This window comes from Rubrimonas sp., assembly GCF_036788415.1.
In the GTDB taxonomy this organism is placed as follows: domain Bacteria; phylum Pseudomonadota; class Alphaproteobacteria; order Rhodobacterales; family Rhodobacteraceae; genus Rubrimonas.
Window position 1 is genome coordinate 1 of record NZ_DAIQNN010000036.1, and the last position, 21,195, is coordinate 21,195.

17 protein-coding genes and 1 pseudogene are annotated in these 21,195 nt (G+C 72.0%); 13 read left to right on the top strand and 5 right to left on the bottom strand.

All coding sequences use genetic code 11. From position 1 onward, the window contains the following. The first annotated feature begins 32 nt into the window (after positions 1-32). Complete coding sequence (locus V7Q31_RS10215) at positions 33-1,697, top strand: thiamine pyrophosphate-binding protein (RefSeq protein ID WP_333833720.1); 1,665 nt, start codon at positions 33-35, stop codon at positions 1,695-1,697. Here V7Q31_RS10215 and V7Q31_RS10220 read toward each other — a convergent pair. The 3 genes from V7Q31_RS10220 to rlmJ form a co-directional block, all read right to left on the bottom strand. Next, on the bottom strand, positions 1,691-3,274 hold the full coding sequence (locus V7Q31_RS10220) for a gamma-glutamyltransferase family protein (RefSeq protein WP_333833694.1): 1,584 nt from the start codon (positions 3,272-3,274) through the stop codon (positions 1,691-1,693). The two genes, V7Q31_RS10215 and V7Q31_RS10220, sit on opposite strands and share 7 nt — an antisense overlap. 35 nt (positions 3,275-3,309) lie before the next feature. After that, positions 3,310-3,906, bottom strand: coding sequence for a class I SAM-dependent methyltransferase (locus V7Q31_RS10225; protein ID WP_333833695.1), 597 nt, complete (start codon positions 3,904-3,906; stop codon positions 3,310-3,312). Between the two features lie 85 nt (positions 3,907-3,991). Next, positions 3,992-4,789, bottom strand: a complete 798-nt coding sequence (rlmJ, locus tag V7Q31_RS10230) for a 23S rRNA (adenine(2030)-N(6))-methyltransferase RlmJ (RefSeq protein WP_333833696.1) — start codon at positions 4,787-4,789, stop codon at positions 3,992-3,994. Positions 4,790-4,850: 61 nt separating this feature from the next. Here rlmJ and V7Q31_RS10235 point away from each other — a divergent pair, with 61 nt between their 5' ends. Together V7Q31_RS10235 and V7Q31_RS10240 are read left to right on the top strand one after the other, a co-directional pair. Further along, positions 4,851-6,488 (top strand): cisplatin damage response ATP-dependent DNA ligase, encoded by a 1,638-nt coding sequence (locus V7Q31_RS10235; protein ID WP_333833697.1) that lies wholly within the window; start codon positions 4,851-4,853, stop codon positions 6,486-6,488. A 76-nt stretch (positions 6,489-6,564) separates the two neighbouring features. Next, positions 6,565-7,104: a hypothetical protein gene (locus V7Q31_RS10240; RefSeq protein ID WP_333833698.1), complete on the top strand. Its 540-nt coding sequence runs from the start codon at positions 6,565-6,567 to the stop codon at positions 7,102-7,104. Between the two features lie 7 nt (positions 7,105-7,111). On the opposite strand, the gene V7Q31_RS10245 is transcribed toward V7Q31_RS10240, so the two are convergent. Both V7Q31_RS10245 and V7Q31_RS10250 read right to left on the bottom strand, forming a co-directional pair. Then, positions 7,112-9,307: a hybrid sensor histidine kinase/response regulator gene (locus V7Q31_RS10245; RefSeq protein WP_333833700.1), complete on the bottom strand. Its 2,196-nt coding sequence runs from the start codon at positions 9,305-9,307 to the stop codon at positions 7,112-7,114. Positions 9,308-9,435: 128 nt separating this feature from the next. Beyond that, a complete protein-coding gene (locus V7Q31_RS10250; RefSeq protein WP_333833702.1) occupies positions 9,436-10,128 on the bottom strand; it encodes a response regulator transcription factor in 693 nt (230 codons plus the stop codon). 211 nt (positions 10,129-10,339) lie between these two features. On the opposite strand from V7Q31_RS10250, the gene V7Q31_RS10255 reads away from it, so the two are divergent. The 10 genes and pseudogenes from V7Q31_RS10255 to V7Q31_RS10300 all read left to right on the top strand — a co-directional run bounded on the left by V7Q31_RS10255 (position 10,340) and on the right by V7Q31_RS10300 (position 21,193). Next, on the top strand, positions 10,340-12,040 hold the full coding sequence (locus V7Q31_RS10255; RefSeq protein ID WP_333833703.1) for a SulP family inorganic anion transporter: 1,701 nt from the start codon (positions 10,340-10,342) through the stop codon (positions 12,038-12,040). Between the two features lie 3 nt (positions 12,041-12,043). Next, positions 12,044-12,301: pseudogene (locus V7Q31_RS19195) on the top strand (hypothetical protein); the annotation flags it as partial. Further along, positions 12,298-13,917 (top strand): ABC transporter substrate-binding protein, encoded by a 1,620-nt coding sequence (locus V7Q31_RS10265; RefSeq protein WP_333833704.1) that lies wholly within the window; start codon positions 12,298-12,300, stop codon positions 13,915-13,917. The pseudogene V7Q31_RS19195 and the gene V7Q31_RS10265, both read left to right, overlap by 4 nt. Before the next feature lie 72 nt (positions 13,918-13,989). After that, positions 13,990-14,967: an ABC transporter permease gene (locus V7Q31_RS10270; RefSeq protein ID WP_333833706.1), complete on the top strand. Its 978-nt coding sequence runs from the start codon at positions 13,990-13,992 to the stop codon at positions 14,965-14,967. Next, positions 14,964-16,004 (top strand): ABC transporter permease, encoded by a 1,041-nt coding sequence (locus V7Q31_RS10275; protein WP_333833708.1) that lies wholly within the window; start codon positions 14,964-14,966, stop codon positions 16,002-16,004. The genes V7Q31_RS10270 and V7Q31_RS10275 overlap by 4 nt, the downstream gene beginning before the upstream one ends. Next, positions 16,001-16,993: an ABC transporter ATP-binding protein gene (locus tag V7Q31_RS10280; RefSeq protein ID WP_333833710.1), complete on the top strand. Its 993-nt coding sequence runs from the start codon at positions 16,001-16,003 to the stop codon at positions 16,991-16,993. Before V7Q31_RS10275 ends, V7Q31_RS10280 begins: the two co-directional genes overlap by 4 nt. Positions 16,994-16,998: 5 nt before the next feature. Further along, a complete protein-coding gene (locus tag V7Q31_RS10285) occupies positions 16,999-17,988 on the top strand; it encodes an ABC transporter ATP-binding protein (RefSeq protein WP_333833721.1) in 990 nt (329 codons plus the stop codon). Then, positions 17,985-18,860: an N-formylglutamate amidohydrolase gene (locus V7Q31_RS10290; protein ID WP_333833712.1), complete on the top strand. Its 876-nt coding sequence runs from the start codon at positions 17,985-17,987 to the stop codon at positions 18,858-18,860. Before V7Q31_RS10285 ends, V7Q31_RS10290 begins: the two co-directional genes overlap by 4 nt. Then, positions 18,857-19,840, top strand: coding sequence for a succinylglutamate desuccinylase/aspartoacylase domain-containing protein (locus tag V7Q31_RS10295; protein WP_333833713.1), 984 nt, complete (start codon positions 18,857-18,859; stop codon positions 19,838-19,840). The genes V7Q31_RS10290 and V7Q31_RS10295 overlap by 4 nt, the downstream gene beginning before the upstream one ends. A gap of 93 nt (positions 19,841-19,933) precedes the next feature. Continuing rightward, positions 19,934-21,193: a CaiB/BaiF CoA transferase family protein gene (locus tag V7Q31_RS10300; RefSeq protein WP_333833715.1), complete on the top strand. Its 1,260-nt coding sequence runs from the start codon at positions 19,934-19,936 to the stop codon at positions 21,191-21,193. Positions 21,194-21,195 lie beyond the last annotated feature (2 nt).

Below are 21,195 nucleotides of genomic sequence, written 5' to 3' on the forward strand. Positions count from 1 at the left end.
ATACGGGGGCGTTGCGAGACGGGGAGGCGGAGATGCGCACGGGCGGGCGGCTGATCGTCGAGGGATTGCAGGCTCAGGGCGTCGACCGCGTCTTCTGCGTGCCTGGCGAGAGCTATCTGCCGGTGCTCGACGCGCTGCATGACAGCCCGATCCGCACTGTCCTCGCCCGCCACGAAGGCGGCGCCGCGATGATGGCCGAGGCTGACGGCAAGCTCACGGGCCGCCCCGGCGTCGCCCTCGTCACCCGCGGCCCCGGCGCGACGAATGCGGCGAGCGGCGTGCATGTCGCCAAGCAGGACGGCACGCCGATGCTGCTGCTCGTCGGCCAGATCGGGCGGCGGATGCGCGGCCGCGAGGCCTTCCAGGAAGTCGATTACCGCCAGACCTTCGGCGATCTCGCCAAATGGGTCGAGCAGATCGACCATGCCGACCGCATCCCCGAAATCCTCTCCCACGCTTTCCACGTCGCGATGAGCGGGCGGCCCGGCCCGGTCGTCCTCGCCCTGCCCGAGGACATGCTGCGCGAGAGCGCCGACGCCGCCCCCGCCCCCCGCGTCGAGGTCGCCGAGCCCGCCCCGACGCCGCAGGCGATGGCGCGCTTCGCCGAACTCCTGCGCGCCGCACGCCGGCCTGTCCTGATCCTAGGCGGCAGTCGCTGGACCTCCGAGGCCGCCGAAGCCGCGCGCCGCCTCGCCGAAGACTGGGGCCTGCCGACCGGGTGCTCCTTCCGCCGCCAGCACCTGTTCGACGCGCGCAGCCCGGTCTACGCCGGCGATGTCGGGCTCGGGATCAACCCCGCGCTGAAGGCCCGCATCGCCGAAAGCGACCTCGTCATCCTGTTGGGCGCGCGGTTCTCCGAGAACCCGTCGCAGGGCTTCACGCTGCTGGGCATCCCGGAAGCGAAGCAGACCCTCGTCCACATCCACCCCGGCGCCGAAGAACTCGGCCGCATCTACGCCCCCGACCTCGCGATCTGCGCGACGCCGGGCGCGTTTCTCGACGCGGCGCTCGCCCTGCCGGTCGCGCCCGCCGAGCGCGGGGCCGCCGAGGCGCACGCGGCCTATCTCGCCTGGAGCGACCCGCCGCCGCGCGAGGCCGCGCCCGGCTGCGTCGAACTCGGCGCGACGATGCGCGCGCTCGAGGCCCTTCTGCCCGACGATGCGATCCTGACCAACGGCGCCGGGAACTACGCGATCTGGCTGCACCGCTTCCACCGCTCGCGCGGCTTCGGCGCGCAGCTCGCCCCGGTCTCGGGCTCGATGGGCTACGGCCTGCCCGCCGCCATCGCCGCCAAGCTGCGCCACCCCGCGCGCGAGGTGGTCTGCTTCGCCGGCGACGGCTGCTTCCAGATGACGATGCAGGAATTCGGCGCGGCGGCGCAGGCGGGGGCGGGGGTGGTCGTCCTCGTGATCGACAATGCGATGTACGGCACGATCCGAATGCATCAGGAGCGCGACTTCCCCGGCCGCGTCCACGCCACCGCGCTCGCCAATCCCGACTTCGCGGCGATGGCGCGCGCCTGGGGCGGCTTCGGCGAGACCGTGACCGAGACCGAGGCGTTCCCTGACGCCTTCGCCCGCGCCCGCGCCTTCGCCGCCGCGCGCGCCCTGCCGGCGCTGCTGCATCTGCGCGCCGACCCCGAGGCGATCACGCCTGCGACGACGCTGAGCGCCCTGCGCGGCGCCCGCGCTCAATAGCCGAGCGCGATCCCGTCCTTGCGCGGGTCGGAGCCGCCGATCAGCACCCCGCGCGCATGGTCGATCACGATGGCCTGCGCGCCGCCGAGCGGGTCGGGCCGCCAGCCCACCGCATGGCCCTTGGCTTCGAGCGGCGCGATCACCGCCTCGTCATAGCCGCGCTCCAGCATCAGCGCGCCGTCTTCGAGGAAGCTCCGCGGCGCGTCGATCGCCGCCTGCACGTCCATCCCGTAATCGACCATGTTCGAGACGAGCCGGACATGGCCGGTCGGCTGATACTGCCCGCCCATCACCCCGAACGGCATCACCACCCGCCCGCCGCGGCGCAACATGCCGGGGATGATGGTGTGCAGCGGGCGCTTGGCGGGGCCGTATTCGTTCGGATGGCCCTTCTCCAGCGTGAACCCCGCGCCCCGGTTCTGGAACAGCACGCCGAATTTCTCGGACGCGATCCCGGCGCCGAAGCCGTGAAACAGCGAGTGGATCAGCGAGACCGCCATGCCGTCGCGGTCCACCACGCAGACATAGACCGTGTCCTTGTGTATCGCCGCCGTCGCCTTGCGCGCGTCGGGAAGCGCGCGCTGCGGGTCGATCAGCCGGCCCAGCGCGGCGACTTTCGCGTCGTCGAGCATCGGCTCCAGTCCGAAGCGCATCGCGGCGGGGTCGGCGATGAAGCGGTTGCGCGCGTCATAGGCGAGCTTTGCGGCCTCGGCCTCCAGATGCGCGCGCATCGGGCCGAACGGGTCGAGCTTGCCGATCTCGAACCCGCCGAGCAGCCGCGCCATCAGGATCGCCGTCGCGCCATGCCCGTTCGGCGGCAGCTCGACCAGCTCCACGTCGCGATAGGCGCCCGAAATCGGCTCGACCGGGTCCGCCGCGCAGGCGGCGAAATCCTCCGCCGCGTGAGCGCCGCCCAGCGCCCGCAGACTGTCGGCCATGTCCTCGGCGACCGGGCCTTCGTAGAAGCCCTTCGCCCCGTGTTTCGCGATGAGCTTCAGCGCCTCGGCGAGCGCCGGCGCACGGAAGACGTCGCCCGCCTTCGGCGCCGCGCCCCCGATCAGGAAAAGCTCGCGCGCCCGACCCGACAGCGCCTCCGCCTCCTCCGCCCAGTCGCGCGCGACGCGCGGAGCGACGGGGACGCCCTGCTCGGCGTAGCGGATCGCGGGCGCTGCGACCTCGGCAAGGCCGAGCCGGCCCCAATCGGCCAACAGCCGCTCGAAGGCCGCGATTGAGCCCGGGATGGTGACGGCATGCGCCGAGCGCCATGGGACCGCGCTCAACCCTTCGGCGCGCAGGGCGTCGGCGCGCGCCGCCGCGGGCGCCCGCCCCGAGCCGTTCAGCCCGACGATGCGCTCCTCGCCCGCGGGCTTGACCATCGCGAAGCAGTCGCCGCCGATCCCGCACATGTGCGGCTCGCACAACCCAAGCATCAGCGCGGCGCCGACGGCCGCGTCCGCCGCCGTCCCGCCCGCGCGCAGCAGGTCGAGGGCGACGGCGGCGGCGAGCGGGTGCGACGTCGCGCACAGGCCGTTCTGGGCGAACACGGCCGAACGGCCGGGGCGATGGAAATCGCGCATGCGTCATCTCCGGACAGGGACGACGCCGCTTTACGTCAGCGCCGGCCAAGGCGCCAGACGCTCGCCATGCGCGCGTCGCGGTCTTCCAGCGCGCGTGGCGTCGGGACCTCATGGACGGCCATCCGGCGCAGTCCGTCCGGGACCATGCCGCGCCCGGCGTCGCCGATCAGCGCCTCGGCGCCGCGCGCGACCTGCCCCTCCAGCCAGCGCAGGATCCGCGCCGACAGCGCGCGCTCGTAGAAGGCGTCGCCGACGAGAATCAGATCGACCGGCGGCGCCGGCGCCCCGTCGAGCAGGTCGCCCGGCGCGACCCGCAGCGACAGCCCGTTGGCCTCGGCGTTCATCGACGCCGCGACCAGCGCGACCGGATCGACGTCGTTGGCCCAGACCTCCGCCGCCCCGACGCGCGCCGCCGCGAGCGCCTCCAGCCCGCCCCCGCACCCGAAGGCCAGAACGCGCCGCCCCGCCGCATGCTCGGGCGCATCCATCAGGAAGCGCGCCAACGCCTGCCCGCCGGCCCAGGGAAATGCCCAGAAGGGCGGCGGCAGGCGCTGCGCCTCGAGCTCCGCCTCGGTCGCCTCCCAGATCGGGGCTCTCGCGGTCGCCTGCCAGACGCGCAGTTCCGGCGTCAAGGGCGGCGCCGCCAGCACGGTGGCGCCGGCGATGAAGCGGCGCAGGCGGTCGGTCTCGGCCTCGGGCGTCGGCGCGTCGGCGATCTCAGGCGACCCGGGCGGCGCGGGACGGCGCGAAGACCGGCCCGCAGATCGCGCGCGCCTCGGCCAGCGCGTCCTCGGCGCCGTAGGGCGCGTTGATCGCGACCAGCCCCGAGCCGAACATGCCGCGCGCCGGCGCTTCGGCGAAGATCGCCTCGTCGCGGATCAGTCCCTTGGGGTTCACCGCGAGTATCGGCCCAAGCAGCGCCTCATGGCGATTGTCGGGGAGCAGCGGATACCAGATCAGCGTCACGCCCTCGGGCCAGCGCCCGAACACCTCCAGCGCCAGCAGCGCCGTGTCGAGATACTCGGTCTTGACCTCGTAGGAGGGGTCGATCAGCGCGAGGCCCCGGCGCGGGTCGGGCGGCGTGAGGGCGCGCAGCCCCTCATGGCCGTCGCGCTTGTGGATCGACACGCCGTCGCCGGCCATCGACGCCGCGAGCGCCGCGTGCTCGGCGGGGTGGAGCTCCATCAGATGCAACCGGTCGCCCGGACGCAGGAGCGCGCGCGCGATCGCCGGCGAGCCGGGATAGGCTGCGGGGCCGTGCGCGGCGCGCGCCGCCTCGATCGCCGTCCAGTAGGGATGCGGGACCGGCTCCAGCCGCCCGATCCCGCGCATCGCCTCGCCGGTCTTCAACGCGGCGACGTCCGACAGGTCGTAGAGCCCGCGACCGGCATGGCTTTCGACATAGCTGATCGGACGCTCCTTGCGCGTCAGCAGGTGCAGAAGCCCCGCGAGCGCTGCATGCTTGTGCAGGTCCGCAGGTCCGCCGGCATGGTAGGCGTGCTGATAGGAGAGCATGAATGCGTGTACCGCCCGCCATTGCCTGCGCCAAGCCCCACCCCCGGACGAACCGAGGCCCATGACGCCCTTCGCACAACTTCTCGAAGAGTTGGTTACCACATCCGGGCGCGTCGCGAAACTGTCGCTTCTCGCCGCGCACTTTCGCGAAACCCCTGATCCGGATCGCGGTTACGCGCTGGCGGCGCTGTCGGACGGGCTGCGCGTTCCGCAGGCGACGCCCGCAGTATTTCGCGCTCTGATTGAGTCGCGGGTCGATCCGGTGCTGTTCCGGCTGTCCTACGACTTCGTCGGCGACCTCGCCGAGACGGTGGCGCTGCTCTGGCCGGGGCCGGCGGCGGACGGGGCCGCGCCCCGCCTCGGCGCGGTGGTCGAGCAGCTTCGCCAGGCGAAGCCCGCCGCGCGCGCGCAGGTTCTGGCGGAGCTGCTCGACGCGATGGGGCCGTCCGAGCGATTCGCGCTGGTCAAGCTCTGCGCCGGCGGTCCGCGCGTCGGCGTCTCGGCGCGTCTGGCGCGGGTGGCGCTCGCGCAGATGTCGGACCGGCCCGTCGAGCGGATCGAGGAGTTCTGGCACGGCGTCGCGCCCCCTTACGCCCCGCTCTGGCGCTGGCTGGAGGGCGGGCCGGAGCCGGAGGTCGACGCGGCGCTCGCCTTCCGCCCGATGATGCTGGCGCAGCCGGTCGAGGCGTTCCTGCACAGCGCCGCCGAACAGCGCGACGGCCCGCCCGACCCGGCGGAGACGCTCCGGCGGCTGGCCGACCGCCTCGCCCCCGCCGATTTCGCCGCCGAATGGAAATGGGACGGCGTGCGCGTGCAGGCCTGCGCCGGCCCGTCGGGGCGCGCGCTCTATTCGCGCACCGGCGAGGACCTCGGCCCCGCCTTCCCCGAGTTGATCGCCGCGATGGACTGGTCCGGCTGCGTCGACGGCGAGCTGCTGGTCGGCGCAGAGGGCGCCGTCGCGCCGTTCTCGGAGCTTCAGAAGCGGCTCAACCGCAAGCGCGTGACCGCCCGCGACCTCGCCGAGCGCCCGGCCTTCATCCGCGCCTACGACCTGCTGCATGACGGGGCCGCCGATCTGCGCGGCCTGCCCTTCGCCGAGCGCCGCGCCCGGCTGGAGGCGTGGCATGCCGAGCAGCGCCCGACGCGGCTCGACCTCTCGCCGCAGGTCGCGTTCGAGGACTGGCCGGCGCTCGCGGGCTTGCGCGACGGCGCGCGCGACGCGGCGCAGGAGGGGCTGATGCTCAAGCGCCGCGCCGGCGCCTATCTCGCGGGACGGCCGATGGGCGAGTGGTTCAAGTGGAAGCGCGACCCTCTGACCGCCGATTGCGTGCTGGTCTACGCCCAGCGCGGCCATGGCAAACGGTCGAGCTACTATTCCGACTTCACTTTCGCCGCTTGGACGGACGGCCCCGAAGGCCCCGCGTTGGCGCCGGTCGGCAAGGCCTATTCCGGCTTCACCGACGAGGAGCTTTTGCGTCTCGACCGCTTCGTGCGCGAGAACACGGTCGAGCGCTACGGTCCGGTGCGGGCCGTGCGCCCCGCGCTGGTGCTCGAGATCGCCTTCGACGCCGTGCAGCGCTCGACCCGCCACCGCTCGGGCGTGGCGATGCGCTTCCCGCGCATCCGCCGCATCCGCTGGGACAAGCCCGCCGCCGAAGCCGACCGCGTCGAGGCGCTGCTGCGACTCGCGCCCGGTTGACGCTCCGTTAAAGCCGCGCGCGCACAGTCGCCGCGACGCCCGCAGCTCCGGCGGGCCCCTGACGAGTCGCACGCCGATGCTCGTGAAGTCCCTCTTCGAGACCCACGCCCCCGACGTCGCGCTGTTCGCGGCGGGGTTGAAGCTCGACCAGTTCCTCGCCGCGCAGGACTACGAGGCGCGGCCGCAGGCCGATCTGGGGAAATGGCTGCCCGACCGCATCGCCAAGCTGTCGGCGCTGCTGCTGCGCAAGGCGACCGCTTCGGGCGCGGTGTCGGCGGAGCGGATGGCGTCCGAGCCCGCCTATCGCCGCGCGCAGTTCGAGGTGCTCGGCCTCTACATGTTCAGCTTCGTCACGCATCTGGCCGCCCTGCACAAGGTCGACCCCAAACTGCTCGGCGGTTGCGCCGCGCGCGAGACGCTGACGCTGTTGGGGGTGGGCCGCTTCGAGCAGCCGGGGCTCGCCGCCGCGATGGCCGCCTATTTCGAGACGTCGGCGCGCATCGAGAACGCGCAGAAGATCCTCTTCGTCTTCGCCAAATGGTACGGGTTGTTCGCCGATCCCATCTTCCGGCGGCTGGAGGAATCCCACCAGTACCTCGCCGCGCAGGCCGGGTGAGCGCAGCTCACGAGGCGCGCGGCGCGTCCACCCGGCTCCATTGCAGCAGCGAGCGCAGCTTGGCCGGGGCGACCGGCTTGGTCAGGAGTTGCGCCCGCGCCCGCTCGGCCTCCCGGGCCACCCCGCGCGAGCGGTCGGCGGTGATCAGGATGGCGGGGATCTGCGCGCCGAAGACCGCGCGCAGCTGCGACAGCGCCTGCAGACCGGTGTCGTTCTCGCCCAGATGATAGTCCACCAGCAGCACGTCCGGCGCCATGCCGAGCTGATCGGCGACCGTCAGCGCCTCCATGGTCGAGCCGGCCTCGAGCACGTCGACGCCCCAGCGTTCGAGCAGCGTCATAGTCGCGGCGCGGACGGTGGGGTCGTCCTCGACGAGCATGGCGATCATGCCCGACTGCCCGACGCCAAGATCGAGCGCCGGGGCGGGCTCGGCGCGCGCCTCGGCGGCGGAGGCTGCGCCCAGCGGCACGGTGATCGCGAACATCGACCCCTCGCCCTCGGCCGAGCGGATGTCGACGCCATGGCCGAGCAGCCGGCAGGCGCGGTCGACGATCGCGAGTCCCAGCCCCATGCCGCGCTCGTGGCGGGGATTGGCGGTGTCGATGCGATGGAACTCCTCGAAGATGCGCCGCCGCTCCGAAGACGGTATGCCCACGCCGCTGTCCCAGACTTCGATGCGCAAGGTCCGCCCGCGCCGCCGGCAGCCGACCACGACGCCGCCCTGCATGGTGTATTTCAGCGCGTTGCCGACGAGATTCTGCACGATCCGCCGCAGATGGTGCGGATCGGAGCGCGCGATGGCGCGCGAGGGCAGAACCCGCAGCTTCAGCCCGCGCGCCGCCGCGATCAGGCGGAACTCCTCGGCGACGGGTTCGAGCACGCGGGCGACGGGGAAGTCGCTCAGCGCCGCCTCGCCGCCGCCGGCGTCGAGCTTGGAGATGTCGAGCAAGGCGTTCAGCAGCGATTCCACCGAGTTGAAGGCGCTCTCCACGCGTCGCGCGATCTGCGCCTCGGCCTCGGGCAACTCGGCTGCGGTGAGCGCGGAGACGAACAGCTTGGCGGCGTTGAGCGGCTGCAGCAGATCGTGGCTCGCGGCGGCGAGGAAGCGGGTCTTCGACAGGTTCGCGGCCTCGGCGGCGTCGCGGGCGTGGCGCATCTCGGCCTCGATGGCGCGGCGCTCGGCGATCTCCTGCACCAGCTTGTCGTTGACTTCGACCAGCGCCGAAGTCCGCTCGAACACGCGCTGCTCCAGCGTCTCGCGCGCCTGCGCCACTTCCGCGGCGGCGCGCCGTTCGGCGGTGATGTCGGACAGGCTGAGCACGAAGCCGCCCTCGCCGGCGTCGCGGCACTCGACGGAGACGAGCACGCCGTCATGGCGCGAGAGCTCCACCGCCATCGCCTCGCGCGGGGCGGGCCGGAGCGCCCATCCTTCGACCCGGCGCGCCTCGGTCTCGCTGGCCACCAGCCCGACGCCGCGCATCCGCGCCGCGATGTCCTCGAATGCGATCCCGATGCGGAGATCGGACAGCCCAAGCCCGAGCAGCGCCCGGAACGGGTCGTTCCACGCGGCGAGCTGGCCCTCGCGATCGAAGGCGCCGACGCCGATGTCGAGATGGTCGAGCACGCCCTGCAGAAGCGCGCTGCGGCTCGGCGCCGGGCCATTGCGCGCGCGCCGGCGGTTCAGGACGGCCTCGGTCACGTCGGCGAAGCCGAGCGCGAACGCGCCCTGCCCGACCAGCCGCCCCGATATCTCGACCCAGCGGTCGCCGCTCAGCGGCGCGATCACCGGCGGCGCCGCGCGCCCGCGCGCCGCGATCCGCGCCTGCGCCCAGGTCGCCCGCGCCGCCTCGTCGGGCAGGTCGAGGGCCGCGGCGAGCGACAGGACGCGCGCGACCTCGTCGAAGCGGGCGCCGGGCGAAAGCCGCTGGGCGACGTCGGGAAACAGCGCCCGCAGGCGCGTGTTGACGGCGATCAGCCGGCCTTCTTCGGTGAACAGGGCCAGCGCGGAATTCGACGCGTCGAGAGCGACTTCGACATAGCGGCGGATCCAGCCGGAGGCTTCCATGTGGTGATCGCCGCCGCGCGCCGCGAGTTCGGCGTAATTCGCCGCGCCGTGGCGCTCGATGCGCGCGCGCAACGCGTCGTTGGCCTGCCGCAGCCGTTCGTTGTCGGAGAGGACGTCGTCGACCCGGCGATCCGTCATCGGGCCCCGGACCGACCCCTGCGGCGCAGCGCGACGCGACTTCGCCCTCGTCCGACCATCGACGCCGCCTCCCATGCGCCGCGTTGCGACGCCGCGCTTTTCCGTTGTCGGAGACTACCGACGGCGGGTCACGCTTTCAATATGCCCGCATAGCTCGCCTTCTGGGCGATGAGCACCGCCTGCGTGCGGCTGTGCACGCCCAGCTTGCGCAGAATGGCGGTGATGTGCGCCTTCACCGTGGTCTCCGCGATGCCGAGATCGAAGGCGATCTGCTTGTTGAGCTTGCCGGCGCAGACCAGCGACAGGATGCGCAGCTGCTGCGGCGTGAGTTCGGTCAGCCGTCCGACCGCGTCGTCGAGCGCGGCCTCGGCGCCGTCGCCGGCGGCGGGAGGGGTGAAGTCGGGCGGCAGATAGACCTCGCCCTCGAGCACCTGACGGAACGCGCCGACCAGCGCGTCGCCCGGCGTGTCCTTGCGCACGAAGCCCGCCGCTCCGGCGCGCAGCGCCTGCGCGACGATCCGGTCGTCGGTCAGCCCCGAGACGACCACGACCGGCGTGCGCGGCGTCGCCGCGCGCAGTCGCACCAGCCCGTCGATCCCCTCGACGTCGGGCAAGTTGAGGTCGAGCGCGACCGCGTCCACCTCGAGCCCTTCGGCGAGGCGCGCCATCCCGTCGGTGAGCGTGTTGGCGGTGGCGACGCTTTCCAGCCCCAGCCCCGCCTTGAGCGCCATCGAGATCGCCTCGCAGAACAGCGGATGGTCGTCGATCACGAGGATGGCGCGGGGCGCGCCCTCGCCGCCGGCCATGGCTTCGCTCGTCATGGGTCTGGATCCTCCAAAGGGCCGCCAACACTATAAGACCGAAACGGCAGTCCTTAATCCAGACGAAAGGATGACGCGGCGGCGCGCATGCGAGACCGTGGGCGGGAGCGCCCTCCGCCGCCCTTGAAAGAGCGCCGGCGATGTCGGATAGCTGTGTCGCCCGGACATCGGCGCGGCGACGCCCCGCGCCTCCGCGCCGAAGGCCGCACCGATGATCGACGCACCCCACACGTCGCGCCTGCACGAGTTGTTCCACCCCAAGCTGCTGACCGTGCTGCGCGAAGGCTACGGGCCGGCGCAGCTGCGGGCCGACGCCGTCGCGGGTCTGACGGTCGCCATCGTCGCCCTGCCGCTGTCGATGGCCATCGCCATCGCGAGCGGCGCGAGCCCTGCGCAGGGGCTCTACACCGCCATCGTCGGCGGGTTCCTCGTCTCCGCCCTCGGCGGCTCGCGCTTCCAGATCGGCGGGCCGGCCGGCGCCTTCATCGTGCTGGTCTCGGGCACGGTCGCGGAGCACGGCATGGACGGGCTGATCCTCGCCACGATGATGTCCGGCGCGATGCTGCTGGCGGCCGGGCTGCTGCGGCTGGGGACTTTCGTCAAGTTCATCCCGTTCCCGGTGACGGTCGGCTTCACCGCGGGGATCGCGGTGATCATCTTCGCGAGCCAGCTGCGCCCGTTGCTCGGCCTGACGCCCGGCGCGCCCGAGCCGGGACCGCTGGTAGAGAAGGCGGCCTATCTCTGGGCGGCGGCGGACACGGTCAACCCGGTGGCGACCGCCTTCGCCGCCGGCACGGTCGGCGCGATCCTCTGGCTGCGGAAACTCCGCCCCGACTGGCCGGGCCTTCTGATCGCAGTCGCGGCGGCGGCGGCGCTGGCGGCGGCGACCGGGGCGCCGGTCGCGACGGTCGGCTCGGAGTTCGGCGGAATCCCGCAGAGCCTCCCCGTCCCCGCCCTGCCAGTCTTCGACCTTGCGCTCGCGCGGGCGGTGCTGCCGAACGCGCTCGCCTTCACGCTGCTCGGGGCCATCGAGTCGCTGCTCTCGGCGGTGGTGGCGGACGGGATGACCGGGCGGCGGCACCGCTCCAACGCCGAACTGGTGGGCCAGGGCTTCGCCAATATCGGCGCGGCGCTGTTCGGGGGCTTCTGCGTGACGGGGACCATCGCGCGCACCGCCACCAATGTGCGGGCCGGCGCGCACGGGCCGGTGGCGGGGATGCTGCATGCGGTGTTTCTGCTGCTGTTCGTGCTGGTCGCGGCGCCGCTCGCCTCCTTCATCCCGCTGGCGGCGCTGGCCGGGGTGCTGGCGGTGGTGGCGTGGAACATGATCGAGCGCCCCGCCATCGCCGTGCTGCTGCGCTCGGGCTGGGGCGATGCGACCGTGCTGGGGGCGACCTTCCTGCTGACGATCTTCCGCGATCTGACCGAGGCCATCGTGGTCGGCTTCGCGCTCGGCGCGGCGCTGTTCATCCACCGCATGTCGCAGGCGACCGCCGTCGAGACGCAGACCCCCTTCGTCGCCGAGGACCGGCCCGACGCCGAGGCGCCGCGCGGCGCCTATGACGCCGCCGACCCCGAGATCGCGACCTGCCGCATCTCAGGCGCGTTCTTCTTCGGCGCCGCCTCCTCGGTCGTCTCGGCGCTCGACCGCATCTCCGACCGGCATCGCGCGCTGGTGATCGACTTCGCTGCGGTGCCGTTTCTCGACAGCACCGGCGCGAATGCGGTGGAGGGGGTGGCGCGCAAGGCGCGGCGGGCCGGCGTGCAAGTGGTGATCTCCGGCGCCTCGCCCGCGATCCGGCGCGAACTGATCCTGCACGGCGTCAGGGCGCCGCATGTCGCCTTCGCGCGCACGGTCGAGGACGGGCATGCGCTGGCGCGCGAGGCGCTCGCCGCCGAGGCCCCGGCCTGAGCGCCGCGCACGGCGCCCGCAATCGCCTTCACCGCCGAGTCGACCGATTGCGAAGTCGCAATCACGGTCGCGATCACGGCCTTCGGGCTCGCCTCGCCGGTCGCCTTCGCCACGGTGATCGGCCCGCCGGTCGAAGCGCTGGCGCGATGGCCGTCACGCCAAGGCTTCCCCTTTCCGCGACACCTGATAGCGTGGACGCGTCCGCCCGCGCAGGACGGTCCGGGCCGCCAAGAGCCTCGCAAGACAGGGAGACTGACATGACCATCGGCCATCTGCGCCGCGCGGCCTTCGCCGCGCTTCTGGCGCTTCCCGCAACGGGCCTCGCCGCGCAGGAGCTGCGCGTCGGCCTCGCCTCCGAGCCGAGCTCGGCGGACCCGCATTTCCACAATCTCGGGCCCAACAACCAGCTGCGCCGCAACGTCTTCGAGTCGCTGGTCGGCGCCGACGAGACGCAACAGCTCTATCCGCTGCTCGCCGAAAGCTGGCGCCCGCTCGACGACACGCGCTGGGAGTTCAAGCTGCGCCAAGGCGTCAGCTTCTCCGACGGCTCGGCCTTCGACGCCTATGACGTGATCTATTCGGTCTGCCGCATCCCCGGCGTGCCGGATTCGCCGTCGCTGTTCACCACCTACACCAAGGCGATCACGGGCTTCGAGGTTCCCGACCCGCACACGCTGATCGTCCACACCGAGGCGCCCTATCCGCTTCTGCCGACCGAGTTCTCGACCTGGGGGGTCATCTCGGCCAAGGCCAATGGCGTCGACGGCGCCTCCATCGCCTTCAGCCCGGAAGGTTGCGGCGACATCCCCTTCCCCGCCACCCAGGCCTTCAACGACGGGTCGGCCGCCATCGGCACCGGCCCGTTCCTGATGACGAGCTTCCGCCGCGGCGAGGGCGTCGAGCTCGCGCGCAACCCCGGCTACTGGGGCGAGCCCGCGCCGTGGGAGAAGGTGACGATGCGGCCGCTCACCTCCGCCGGCCCGCGCGTCGCCGCGCTGTTCGCGGGCGATGTGGACCTGATCGAGAACCCGCCGCTGCAGGACCTGCCCCGCATCGAAGCCGAAGGCGGGCTGACGGTGGCGCAGGGCATCTCCAACCGCGTGATCTACATCCATTTCGACCACGCGCAGGAACCCTCGCCGATGATCACCGGCACGGACGGGAAGAACCCGCTGAAGGACGCGCGCGTGCGCGAGGCGCTGTCGATCGCGATCAACCGCGACGCCATCGTCGAGCGGATCATGGGCGGCGTGGCGGTGACGGCGGGCGAACTGCTGCCCTTCGGCATGTTCGGCGCGCATGAGGAAGGCGACATGCCGCCGCCGCCCTTCGACGCGGAGCGCGCCAAGGCGCTGCTGGCCGAGGCGGGCTGGCCCAACGGCTTCGGCATCACGCTCGGCACCCCGAACGACCGCTACATCAACGACGCGCAGGTGGCGCAGGCGGTGGCGCAGATGTGGTCGCGCATCGGCGTGCCGACCGAGATCGACGCCTCCACCGGCTCGACCTTCTTCTCGCGGCGCAACAAGAACGAATTCTCGGTCTATCTGGCGGGCTGGGGCGCGGGCACCGGCGAGATGTCCTCGCCGCTCAAGGCGCTGCTGGCGACGCAGGACAAGACGCGCGGATACGGCGCCACCAACGCCGGGCAGTACTCGAATCCGGCGATGGACGAGTTGCTGACGCAGGCGCTCGCCACGGTGGACGACGCCAAGCGGCAGGAGCTGCTGCGCGAGGCGTCGCGGGTCGCGATGGCCGACTGGGCGATCATCCCGCTGCACTTCGAAGTGACGCCATGGGCGATGAAGGCCACGCTGAGCTACGCGCCGCGCGTGGACCAGTACACCCTGCCCTATCTCGTCCGTCCCGCCGACTGACGCTCGCAACCGGACGACGCGCGCGGCGGCCCCGGTCGCCGCGCGCCGCCCTCGGGCCGGGGAGCCCCGCCGATGCTCGTCTATCTTCTCAGGCGGATCGCCCAGTCGGTCTTCGTCGCCTTCGCGATGATGGTGATCGTGTTCTTCGGCATCTACATGGTCGGCAACCCGGTCGACATCCTGATCGCCCCCGACGCCACGCAGGCCGAGATCGAGGCGACGATGGCGCGCTTCGGCTTCGACCAGCCGATCTGGATGCAGTTCCTGACCTTTCTCGGCAACGCCCTGCAGGGCGATCTGGGCCGCAGCTTCGTGCATGGCGAGCCGGCGGTCGGGCTGATCCTGCACTACATGCCCGCGACGCTGGAACTCGCGGCGCTCGGGCTCGTCTTCGCGGTGGCGATCGGCCTGCCGCTCGGCGTCTACGCCGGCTACAAATCCGACCGCTGGCAGGGCCGCGCGATCATGACCGGCTCGATCTTCGGCTTCTCGCTGCCGAATTTCTGGGTGGGCATGCTGCTGATCCTCATCTTCGCCGTGGAATTGCGCTGGCTGCCCTCGACCGGGCGCGGCGACACGGTCGAGGTGCTGGGGATGCGCCTGTCGATCTTCGCGCCGGGCGGCCTGCAATACATGATCCTGCCGGCGCTCACCCTCGCCCTCTACAAGGCGTCGCTGGTGACGCGGCTGGCGCGGGCGGGAACGCAGGAGGCGCTCCTGCAGGACTACGTCAAGTTCGCCCGCGCCAAGGGCGTGTCGGAGACGCGCATCCTCGTCGTGCATGTGCTCAAGAACATCATGATCCCCATCGTCACCGTCCTGGGGCTCGAACTCGGCTCGATGATCGCCTTCGCCGTGGTGACCGAGACGGTGTTCGCATGGCCGGGCATGGGGAAACTGCTGATCGACTCGATCCTGACGCTCGATCGGCCCGTCATCGTCGCCTATCTGATGATGACCGTGCTGATCTTCATCGCGATCAATCTGGTCGTCGACTTGATCTACACGCTGCTCGACCCGCGCGTGCGCGTCGCCGGCGGCGCGACATGAGCGCCGCGACCGACCCCGCCGCGCCGGCCTCCCCCCGCGCCGACCACGCGCCGCTCCTCGCCGCTCTGGCGACGGCGGCGGCGGTCGCCCTGCTGACGGCGGGGCCGGACTGGGCGAGCCTGCCGGCGCGGGTCGCCCTGCTGGCGGCGCTGGTGTTCTTCGCCATGCGGCTGCTGCGGGGCCGCGTGCGCCAGATCCTGAACGGCCCGACCGCCTGGATCGCGGCGGCGAGCCTGCTGCTGATCCTCGTCATCGCGCTGTTCGCGCCGGAGCTGTCGCCGCAGAACCCCTACGATCTGGCCCAGCTCGACATCATGGACGGCCGCCTGCCGCCGGGATCGACCACTTTCGACGGCTCGATGACCTATCTGCTCGGCACCGACGAGCAGGGGCGCGACATCCTCTCCGGCATCTTCTACGGCCTGCGCGTGTCGCTGATCGTGGCGATCGCGGCGACGGCGGCGGCGATGGCGATCGGGGTGGTCGTCGGCATCTACGCCGCATGGGCGGGGGGCCGCGTCGAGACCGTGCTGATGCGGCTGGTCGATCTCCAGCTCTCCTTCCCCTCGATCCTCGTCGCGCTGATGCTGATGGCCGCCTTCGGGCGCGGGCTCGACAAGGTGGTGATCGCGCTGATCGTCGTGCAATGGGCCTATTACGCGCGCACGGTGCGGGGCGCGGCGCTCGCCGAGGCGCGCAAGGAGTACATCGACGCCGCGCGCGGGCTCGGCCTGCCGGCGTGGCGCATCCTGCTGCGCCATCTGCTGCCCAACTGCATCCCGCCGCTGGTGGTGATCTCGACCGTGCAGGTCGCCAACACCATCGTGCTGGAATCCTCGCTGTCGTTTCTCGGCGTCGGCGTGCCGATCACAAGGCCCTCGCTCGGGCTGCTGATCGCCAACGGCTACGACTTCATGCTGTCGGGCCAGTACTGGATGAGCATGTATCCCGGCGTCGCGCTGCTGATCATCGTCGCCTCGATCAACCTCGTCGGCGACCGGCTGCGCGACGTGCTGAACCCGAGGCTGCGGCGATGAGCGTGCTGCGCGTCGAGGCGTTGCAGACGCATTTCTTCACCGACGCCGGCGTGGTGAAGGCGGTGGACGGGGTCAGCTTTTCGCTCGACGCGGGCGAGGTGCTGGGGCTCGTCGGCGAGAGCGGCTCGGGCAAGTCGGTGACGGGCTTCTCGATCCTGCGGCTCGTCGATCCGCCGGGGCGGGTGGCGGGCGGGCGCATCCTGTTTCAGGGCGAGGACCTCGCCGCCGTGCCCGAGCGCGCGATGCGGCGGCTGCGGGGCAAGAAGATCGCGATGATCTTCCAGGACCCGATGATGACGCTGAACCCCGTTCTGCGCATCGACACCCAGATGATCGAGGCCGTGCGCGCGCATGAGCGCGTCAGCGTCAAGGCGGCGCGGGCGCGCGCGGCGCAGGCGCTGGCGCGCGTCGGCATCCCCTCGCCTTCCGAGCGGCTCAGCGCCTATCCCCACCAGTTCTCGGGCGGCATGCGCCAGCGCGTCGCCATCGCCATCGCCTTGCTCAACGGGCCGGAGCTGATCATAGCCGACGAGCCCACCACCGCGCTCGACGTGACCATCCAGAGCCAGATTCTGGCCGAGGTTCAGGGGCTCGCGCGCGAGACCGGCACGGCGCTGATCTGGATCACCCATGATCTCGCAGTGGTCGCCGGCCTCGCCGACCGGATCGCAGTGATGTATGCGGGCCGGATCGTCGAGAGCGGCTCCTCCAAGGCGATCCTGACGCAGCCGCGCCATCCATACACCGCCGGGTTGCTCGGCTCGATCCCCGGCCATGGGAGCGGGCGGGCGCGGCGCGGCGAGCCCTTGACGCAGATCCCCGGCATGGCGCCGAACATGGCCCATCTGCCGCCCGGTTGCGCCTTCGCCCCGCGCTGCCCCCGCGCCGCCGATCTCTGCCGCGCCGCGGCCCCGGACACGACCCCGCTCGGCCCAGACCGCGCGCTGCGCTGCCATCTGCCGCTCGAAGCCGCAGGGGCCGCCGCGTGAGCGCGATGCTGGAGTTGCGCGGCGTCTCGCGCGTGTTCGAGAAGCGGCTCGACACGGTCGAGAAGCTCGCCCGCCTGCTCGGCGCGCCAGTCGCCGAGGCGCGGGTGAACGCGGTGGACGACGCCAGTTTCGACGTCGCGCGCGGCGAGGTCGTCGGCCTCGTGGGCGAGTCGGGCTGCGGGAAGTCCACGCTCGGGCGGATGGTGGCGGGGCTTCTGCCGGTGACGCGGGGAACGATCCGCTTCGAGGATGCGGACGTGACCGACGCCGCCTCGCCCGCCGCGCGGGCCGCGCGGCTTAAGCTGCAGATGATCTTTCAGGACCCGATGTCCTCGCTCAATCCGCGCATGCGGGTCGAGGAGATCGTGGGCGAGGCGGCGGTGCATCACCGGTTGACCACGCGCGCCGAGATGACCGACTATGTGGCCGCGACGCTCGCCAAGGTCGGGCTCGATCCGGCCTATGCGCAGCGCTATCCGCACCAGTTCTCGGGCGGCCAGCGCCAGCGGATCGGCATCGCCCGCGCCCTCGCCGTGCAGCCCGACTTCCTGATCTGCGACGAGAGCATCGCGGCGCTCGACGTGTCGATCCAGGCGCAGGTGATCAACCTGTTTCAGGACCTGCGCCGCGATCTCGACCTGACTTATCTCTTCATCAGCCACGATCTCGGCGTGATCGAGCACATCGCCGACCGCGTCGTCGTGATGTATCTCGGTCGCGTGGTGGAGATCGCGCCGGCGGAGGCGTTGTTCGACGGCCCGCGTCACCCTTACGCGCAGGCGCTGCTCGACCAGGCGCCGCGGCTCGACGCCGGGCGGCGCGTGTTCCACCCGATCAAGGGCGAAATCCCCTCGCCGCTGAACCCGCCGCCTGGCTGCCATTTCCACCCGCGCTGCCCGCTCGCCGGGCCGCGCTGCCGCCGCGAGGCCCCGGCCTTGCGCCATGACGGGCCGCGCGCGGTCGCCTGCCATCTCGAGGACGGAGGAACCGCATGACCCCCCACATCCCCGGCGTGCTGCGCGTCGAGGGGCTCGACGGCTGGCGCGCGCCGCTGGTCTTCGACAGCCCCCATTCCGGCACGGAATATCCGGCGGATTTCGACCACGCCGCCGACCCCGTCCGCCTGCGCTGGGCCGAGGACACCCATGTGCACGACCTCTGGGCCGGCGCGGCGGAGGCCGGGGCGGCGCTGCTGCACGCGCAGTTCCCGCGCATCTACATCGACGCCAACCGCGCCGAGGACGACATGGACCCCGACGCGCTCGACGGCCCGCCGCCCTGGCCGCTCGCGCCGACCGAGAAGAGCCGCCTCGGCATCGGCCTGTGCTGGACCAAAGTCCCCCCCGACGGCGCGCCGCTCTACGCCCGCCGCATGACCCCGCAGGAACTGCGCGCGCGCGTCGAGACCTATCACCGCCCCTATCAGCGCCAGCTGCGCGCCCTCCTCGACGCGGCGCAGGGCCGCTGGGGCGCCGTCTGGCATGTCGACTGCCATTCGATGCAGGACCGCGCCTCGGCGATGTCCACCCAGCCGCGCGGCGCGCAGCGCCCCGATTTCGTGCTCGGCGACCGCGACGGAACCTCCTGCGCGCCGGACTTCACCGCTTGCGTCGCGGAGTTCCTGACGGCGCGCGGCCATTCCGTCGCGCTCAACGACCCCTACAAGGGGATGGAGCTCGTGCGCATGAGCGGCGACCCCGCAAGCGCGCGCCATTCGCTCCAGATCGAAGTCAACCGCAAGCTCTACATGGACGAGGAGACGCGGGCGCCCAACGCGGGCTATCCCGCGCTGAAGGCGACGTTCGCCGACCTCGCCCGACATCTCGCCGCCTTCACGCAGGCGGCGCTGCAAGGACAGACCGCATGACCGGATCCGCCACCGGGCTTCCCAACCTCTACCCCGTCGAACTGACGCCGCCCGACCTGACACCCTACGCCGCCGGCAACGCGGGCGTCCCCTATCTCTGGACCTTCGAGGCAGCGGCGCCGGGGCCGCATGTCGCGCTCTCGGCCATCGTGCACGGCAACGAGCCCTGCGGCGCCATCGCGCTCGACTGGCTGATGCGGATGGCGCTGCGCCCCGTGCGCGGCAAGCTCTCCTTCGTCTTCGTCAACATCGCGGCCTATGAAGCGTTCGACCCGGAGCTTCCGGATGCGACGCGCTGGGTGGACGAGGATTTCAACCGGCTCTGGGGTCCGGGCCGGCTCGACGACCCCGACCGCCCCGTCACTTGCGAAGTCGCCCGAGCGCGCGAACTGCGCCCGTGGCTCTCGACTGTGGACCTGCTCCTCGACATCCACTCGATGCAGCACAAGACCGAACCGCTGATCATCGCGGGGCCCGCGGCCAAGGGGCGGGCGCTCGCGCGCGAGATCGGCTGGCCGGGGATCGTCGTGACCGACCAGGGCCATGCCGAAGGCGTGCGGATGCGCGATTTCGAGGGCTTCGCAGACCCCGCCTCGCCGAAGAACGCAGCCCTTGTGGAATGCGGCCAGCATTGGGAGGCCGAGGCCGCCGAAGTCGCCAAGGACTGCGCCACCGGCTTCCTGCGCGCCACCGGCGCCGTCGCCCCCGATTTCGGCGCAGAGCGCATGGCCGCCCGCCCGCCCCGCCCCGCCCAGCGCGTCTATGAAGTCTCCGGCCCCGTCACCATCCAGACCGACGCCTTCCGCTTCGCCGAAGCGTGGCGCGGCTTCGAGCATCTCGAACAGGGCCGGCTGATCGGCTGGGACGGCGAGCGGGAGGTGCGCGCCCCCCACGACCCGACCGTGCTGATCATGCCTTCGCGCAGGCTCTGGCCCGGCAAGACCGCCGTGCGCCTCGCCCGGCCTGTCGCCGCGGAGTGAGCCCCCCCGAAAGTCGCAAGCGAAGCCTGTCCCCTCCCGCCCGATTTCGTGAGAAAATCGGCGCTTGACGCAGAAAGCGGATGGGGAGGGCGGATGGCGCAGGAGCAGGATCGCGCAGCGGCGCCGGCGCCCAATGCAGCGGACGGCCCCGGCCCCGGCCTCGCGCTCGACGGCCTGCGCGTCATCGATCTGGGCACGTTCCTCGCCGGCCCCTACGCCGCCTCGGTGATGGGCGAGTTCGGCGCGGAGGTGCTGAAGGTCGAGCACCCGCTCGCCGGCGACCCGATGCGCCGCTTCGGCACCGCCACAAGCCGCCCGGACGCGACGCTCGCCTGGCTCAGCGAGGGCCGCAACAAGAAGTCGGTCACCCTCGACCTGCGCCGCGAGGAGGGCGCGGCGCTGTTCAAGCGGCTGATCGCCAAATCCGACGTGCTGATCGAGAATTTCCGCCCCGGCACGATGGAGGAATGGGGCCTCGGCTGGGACGTGCTGAGCGCGATCAATCCCGGCCTCGTGATGCTGCGGGTCTCGGGCTACGGCCAGACCGGCCCCTATCGCCGCCGCCCCGGCTTCGCGCACATCGCCCACGCCTTCGGCGGGCTCTCCTATCACGCGGGCTTTCCCGGCGAGTCCCCGGTCACGCCGAGCTCCTCGCCGCTCGGCGACTACATGTCGAGCCTGATGGGGCTGATCGGCGTGCTGATCGCGCTGCGCGAACGCGAGGAGAGCGGCCTCGGGCAGGTCGTGGACATCGGCATCTACGAGGCGGTGTTCCGCCAGCTCGACGAGATCGCGCCGGCCTACGGGCTGTTCGGCAAGGTGCGCGAGCGCGAGGGCGCAGGCAGCTTCGTCGCCGTCCCGCATGGCCATTTCCGCACGAGGGACGGCCATTGGGTCGCCATCGCCTGCACCACCGACAAGATGTTCGAGCGCCTCGCCGAGGCGATGGAGCGCCCGCAGCTCGCCTCCTCCAGCACCTACGGCGAGCAGCGCAAGCGGCTGGCGGCGCGCGACGCGGTCAACGCCATCGTCATCGAATGGGCCGGCGCGCTCGACCGCGAGGAGCTGCTGCGCCGCTGCCTCGAGAAGGAAGTGCCGGTCGGCAAGCTCAACTCCATCGCCGACATCTTCGAGGACGAGCAGTTCCTCGCGCGCGGCAATCTCGCGGAGTTCGAGGCGCCCGGCGTCGGCAAGGTCGTCGTGCCCGGCGTCGTGCCGACGCTTTCGGAAACGCCGGGCCGCATCTCGACGCTCGGCCAACGGCTCGGCGAGTCGACCGACGCGGTGCTGTCCGCGCTTCTCGGGCTCAGCGCCGACGAGCTCGCGAGCTTGCGCGCCCGCAAGATCGTCTGAGG

Excerpts from the sequence above, each read along its gene's own strand:
- V7Q31_RS10215 (WP_333833720.1), top strand. The coding sequence starts at position 33 with ATGCGCACGGGCGGGCGGCTGATCGTCGAGGGATTGCAGGCTCAGGGC.
- V7Q31_RS10250 (WP_333833702.1), bottom strand. The coding sequence starts at position 10,128 with ATGACGAGCGAAGCCATGGCCGGCGGCGAGGGCGCGCCCCGCGCCATC.
- V7Q31_RS10255 (WP_333833703.1), top strand. The coding sequence starts at position 10,340 with ATGATCGACGCACCCCACACGTCGCGCCTGCACGAGTTGTTCCACCCC.
- V7Q31_RS10280 (WP_333833710.1), top strand. The coding sequence starts at position 16,001 with ATGAGCGTGCTGCGCGTCGAGGCGTTGCAGACGCATTTCTTCACCGAC.
- rlmJ (WP_333833696.1), bottom strand. The coding sequence starts at position 4,789 with ATGCTCTCCTATCAGCACGCCTACCATGCCGGCGGACCTGCGGACCTG.
- V7Q31_RS10295 (WP_333833713.1), top strand. The coding sequence starts at position 18,857 with ATGACCGGATCCGCCACCGGGCTTCCCAACCTCTACCCCGTCGAACTG.
- V7Q31_RS10235 (WP_333833697.1), top strand. The coding sequence starts at position 4,851 with ATGACGCCCTTCGCACAACTTCTCGAAGAGTTGGTTACCACATCCGGG.
- V7Q31_RS10275 (WP_333833708.1), top strand. The coding sequence starts at position 14,964 with ATGAGCGCCGCGACCGACCCCGCCGCGCCGGCCTCCCCCCGCGCCGAC.
- V7Q31_RS10240 (WP_333833698.1), top strand. The coding sequence starts at position 6,565 with ATGCTCGTGAAGTCCCTCTTCGAGACCCACGCCCCCGACGTCGCGCTG.
- V7Q31_RS10290 (WP_333833712.1), top strand. The coding sequence starts at position 17,985 with ATGACCCCCCACATCCCCGGCGTGCTGCGCGTCGAGGGGCTCGACGGC.
- V7Q31_RS10300 (WP_333833715.1), top strand. The coding sequence starts at position 19,934 with ATGGCGCAGGAGCAGGATCGCGCAGCGGCGCCGGCGCCCAATGCAGCG.
- V7Q31_RS10265 (WP_333833704.1), top strand. The coding sequence starts at position 12,298 with ATGACCATCGGCCATCTGCGCCGCGCGGCCTTCGCCGCGCTTCTGGCG.
- V7Q31_RS10220 (WP_333833694.1), bottom strand. The coding sequence starts at position 3,274 with ATGCGCGATTTCCATCGCCCCGGCCGTTCGGCCGTGTTCGCCCAGAAC.
- V7Q31_RS10270 (WP_333833706.1), top strand. The coding sequence starts at position 13,990 with ATGCTCGTCTATCTTCTCAGGCGGATCGCCCAGTCGGTCTTCGTCGCC.
- V7Q31_RS10285 (WP_333833721.1), top strand. The coding sequence starts at position 16,999 with ATGCTGGAGTTGCGCGGCGTCTCGCGCGTGTTCGAGAAGCGGCTCGAC.
- V7Q31_RS10245 (WP_333833700.1), bottom strand. The coding sequence starts at position 9,307 with ATGACGGATCGCCGGGTCGACGACGTCCTCTCCGACAACGAACGGCTG.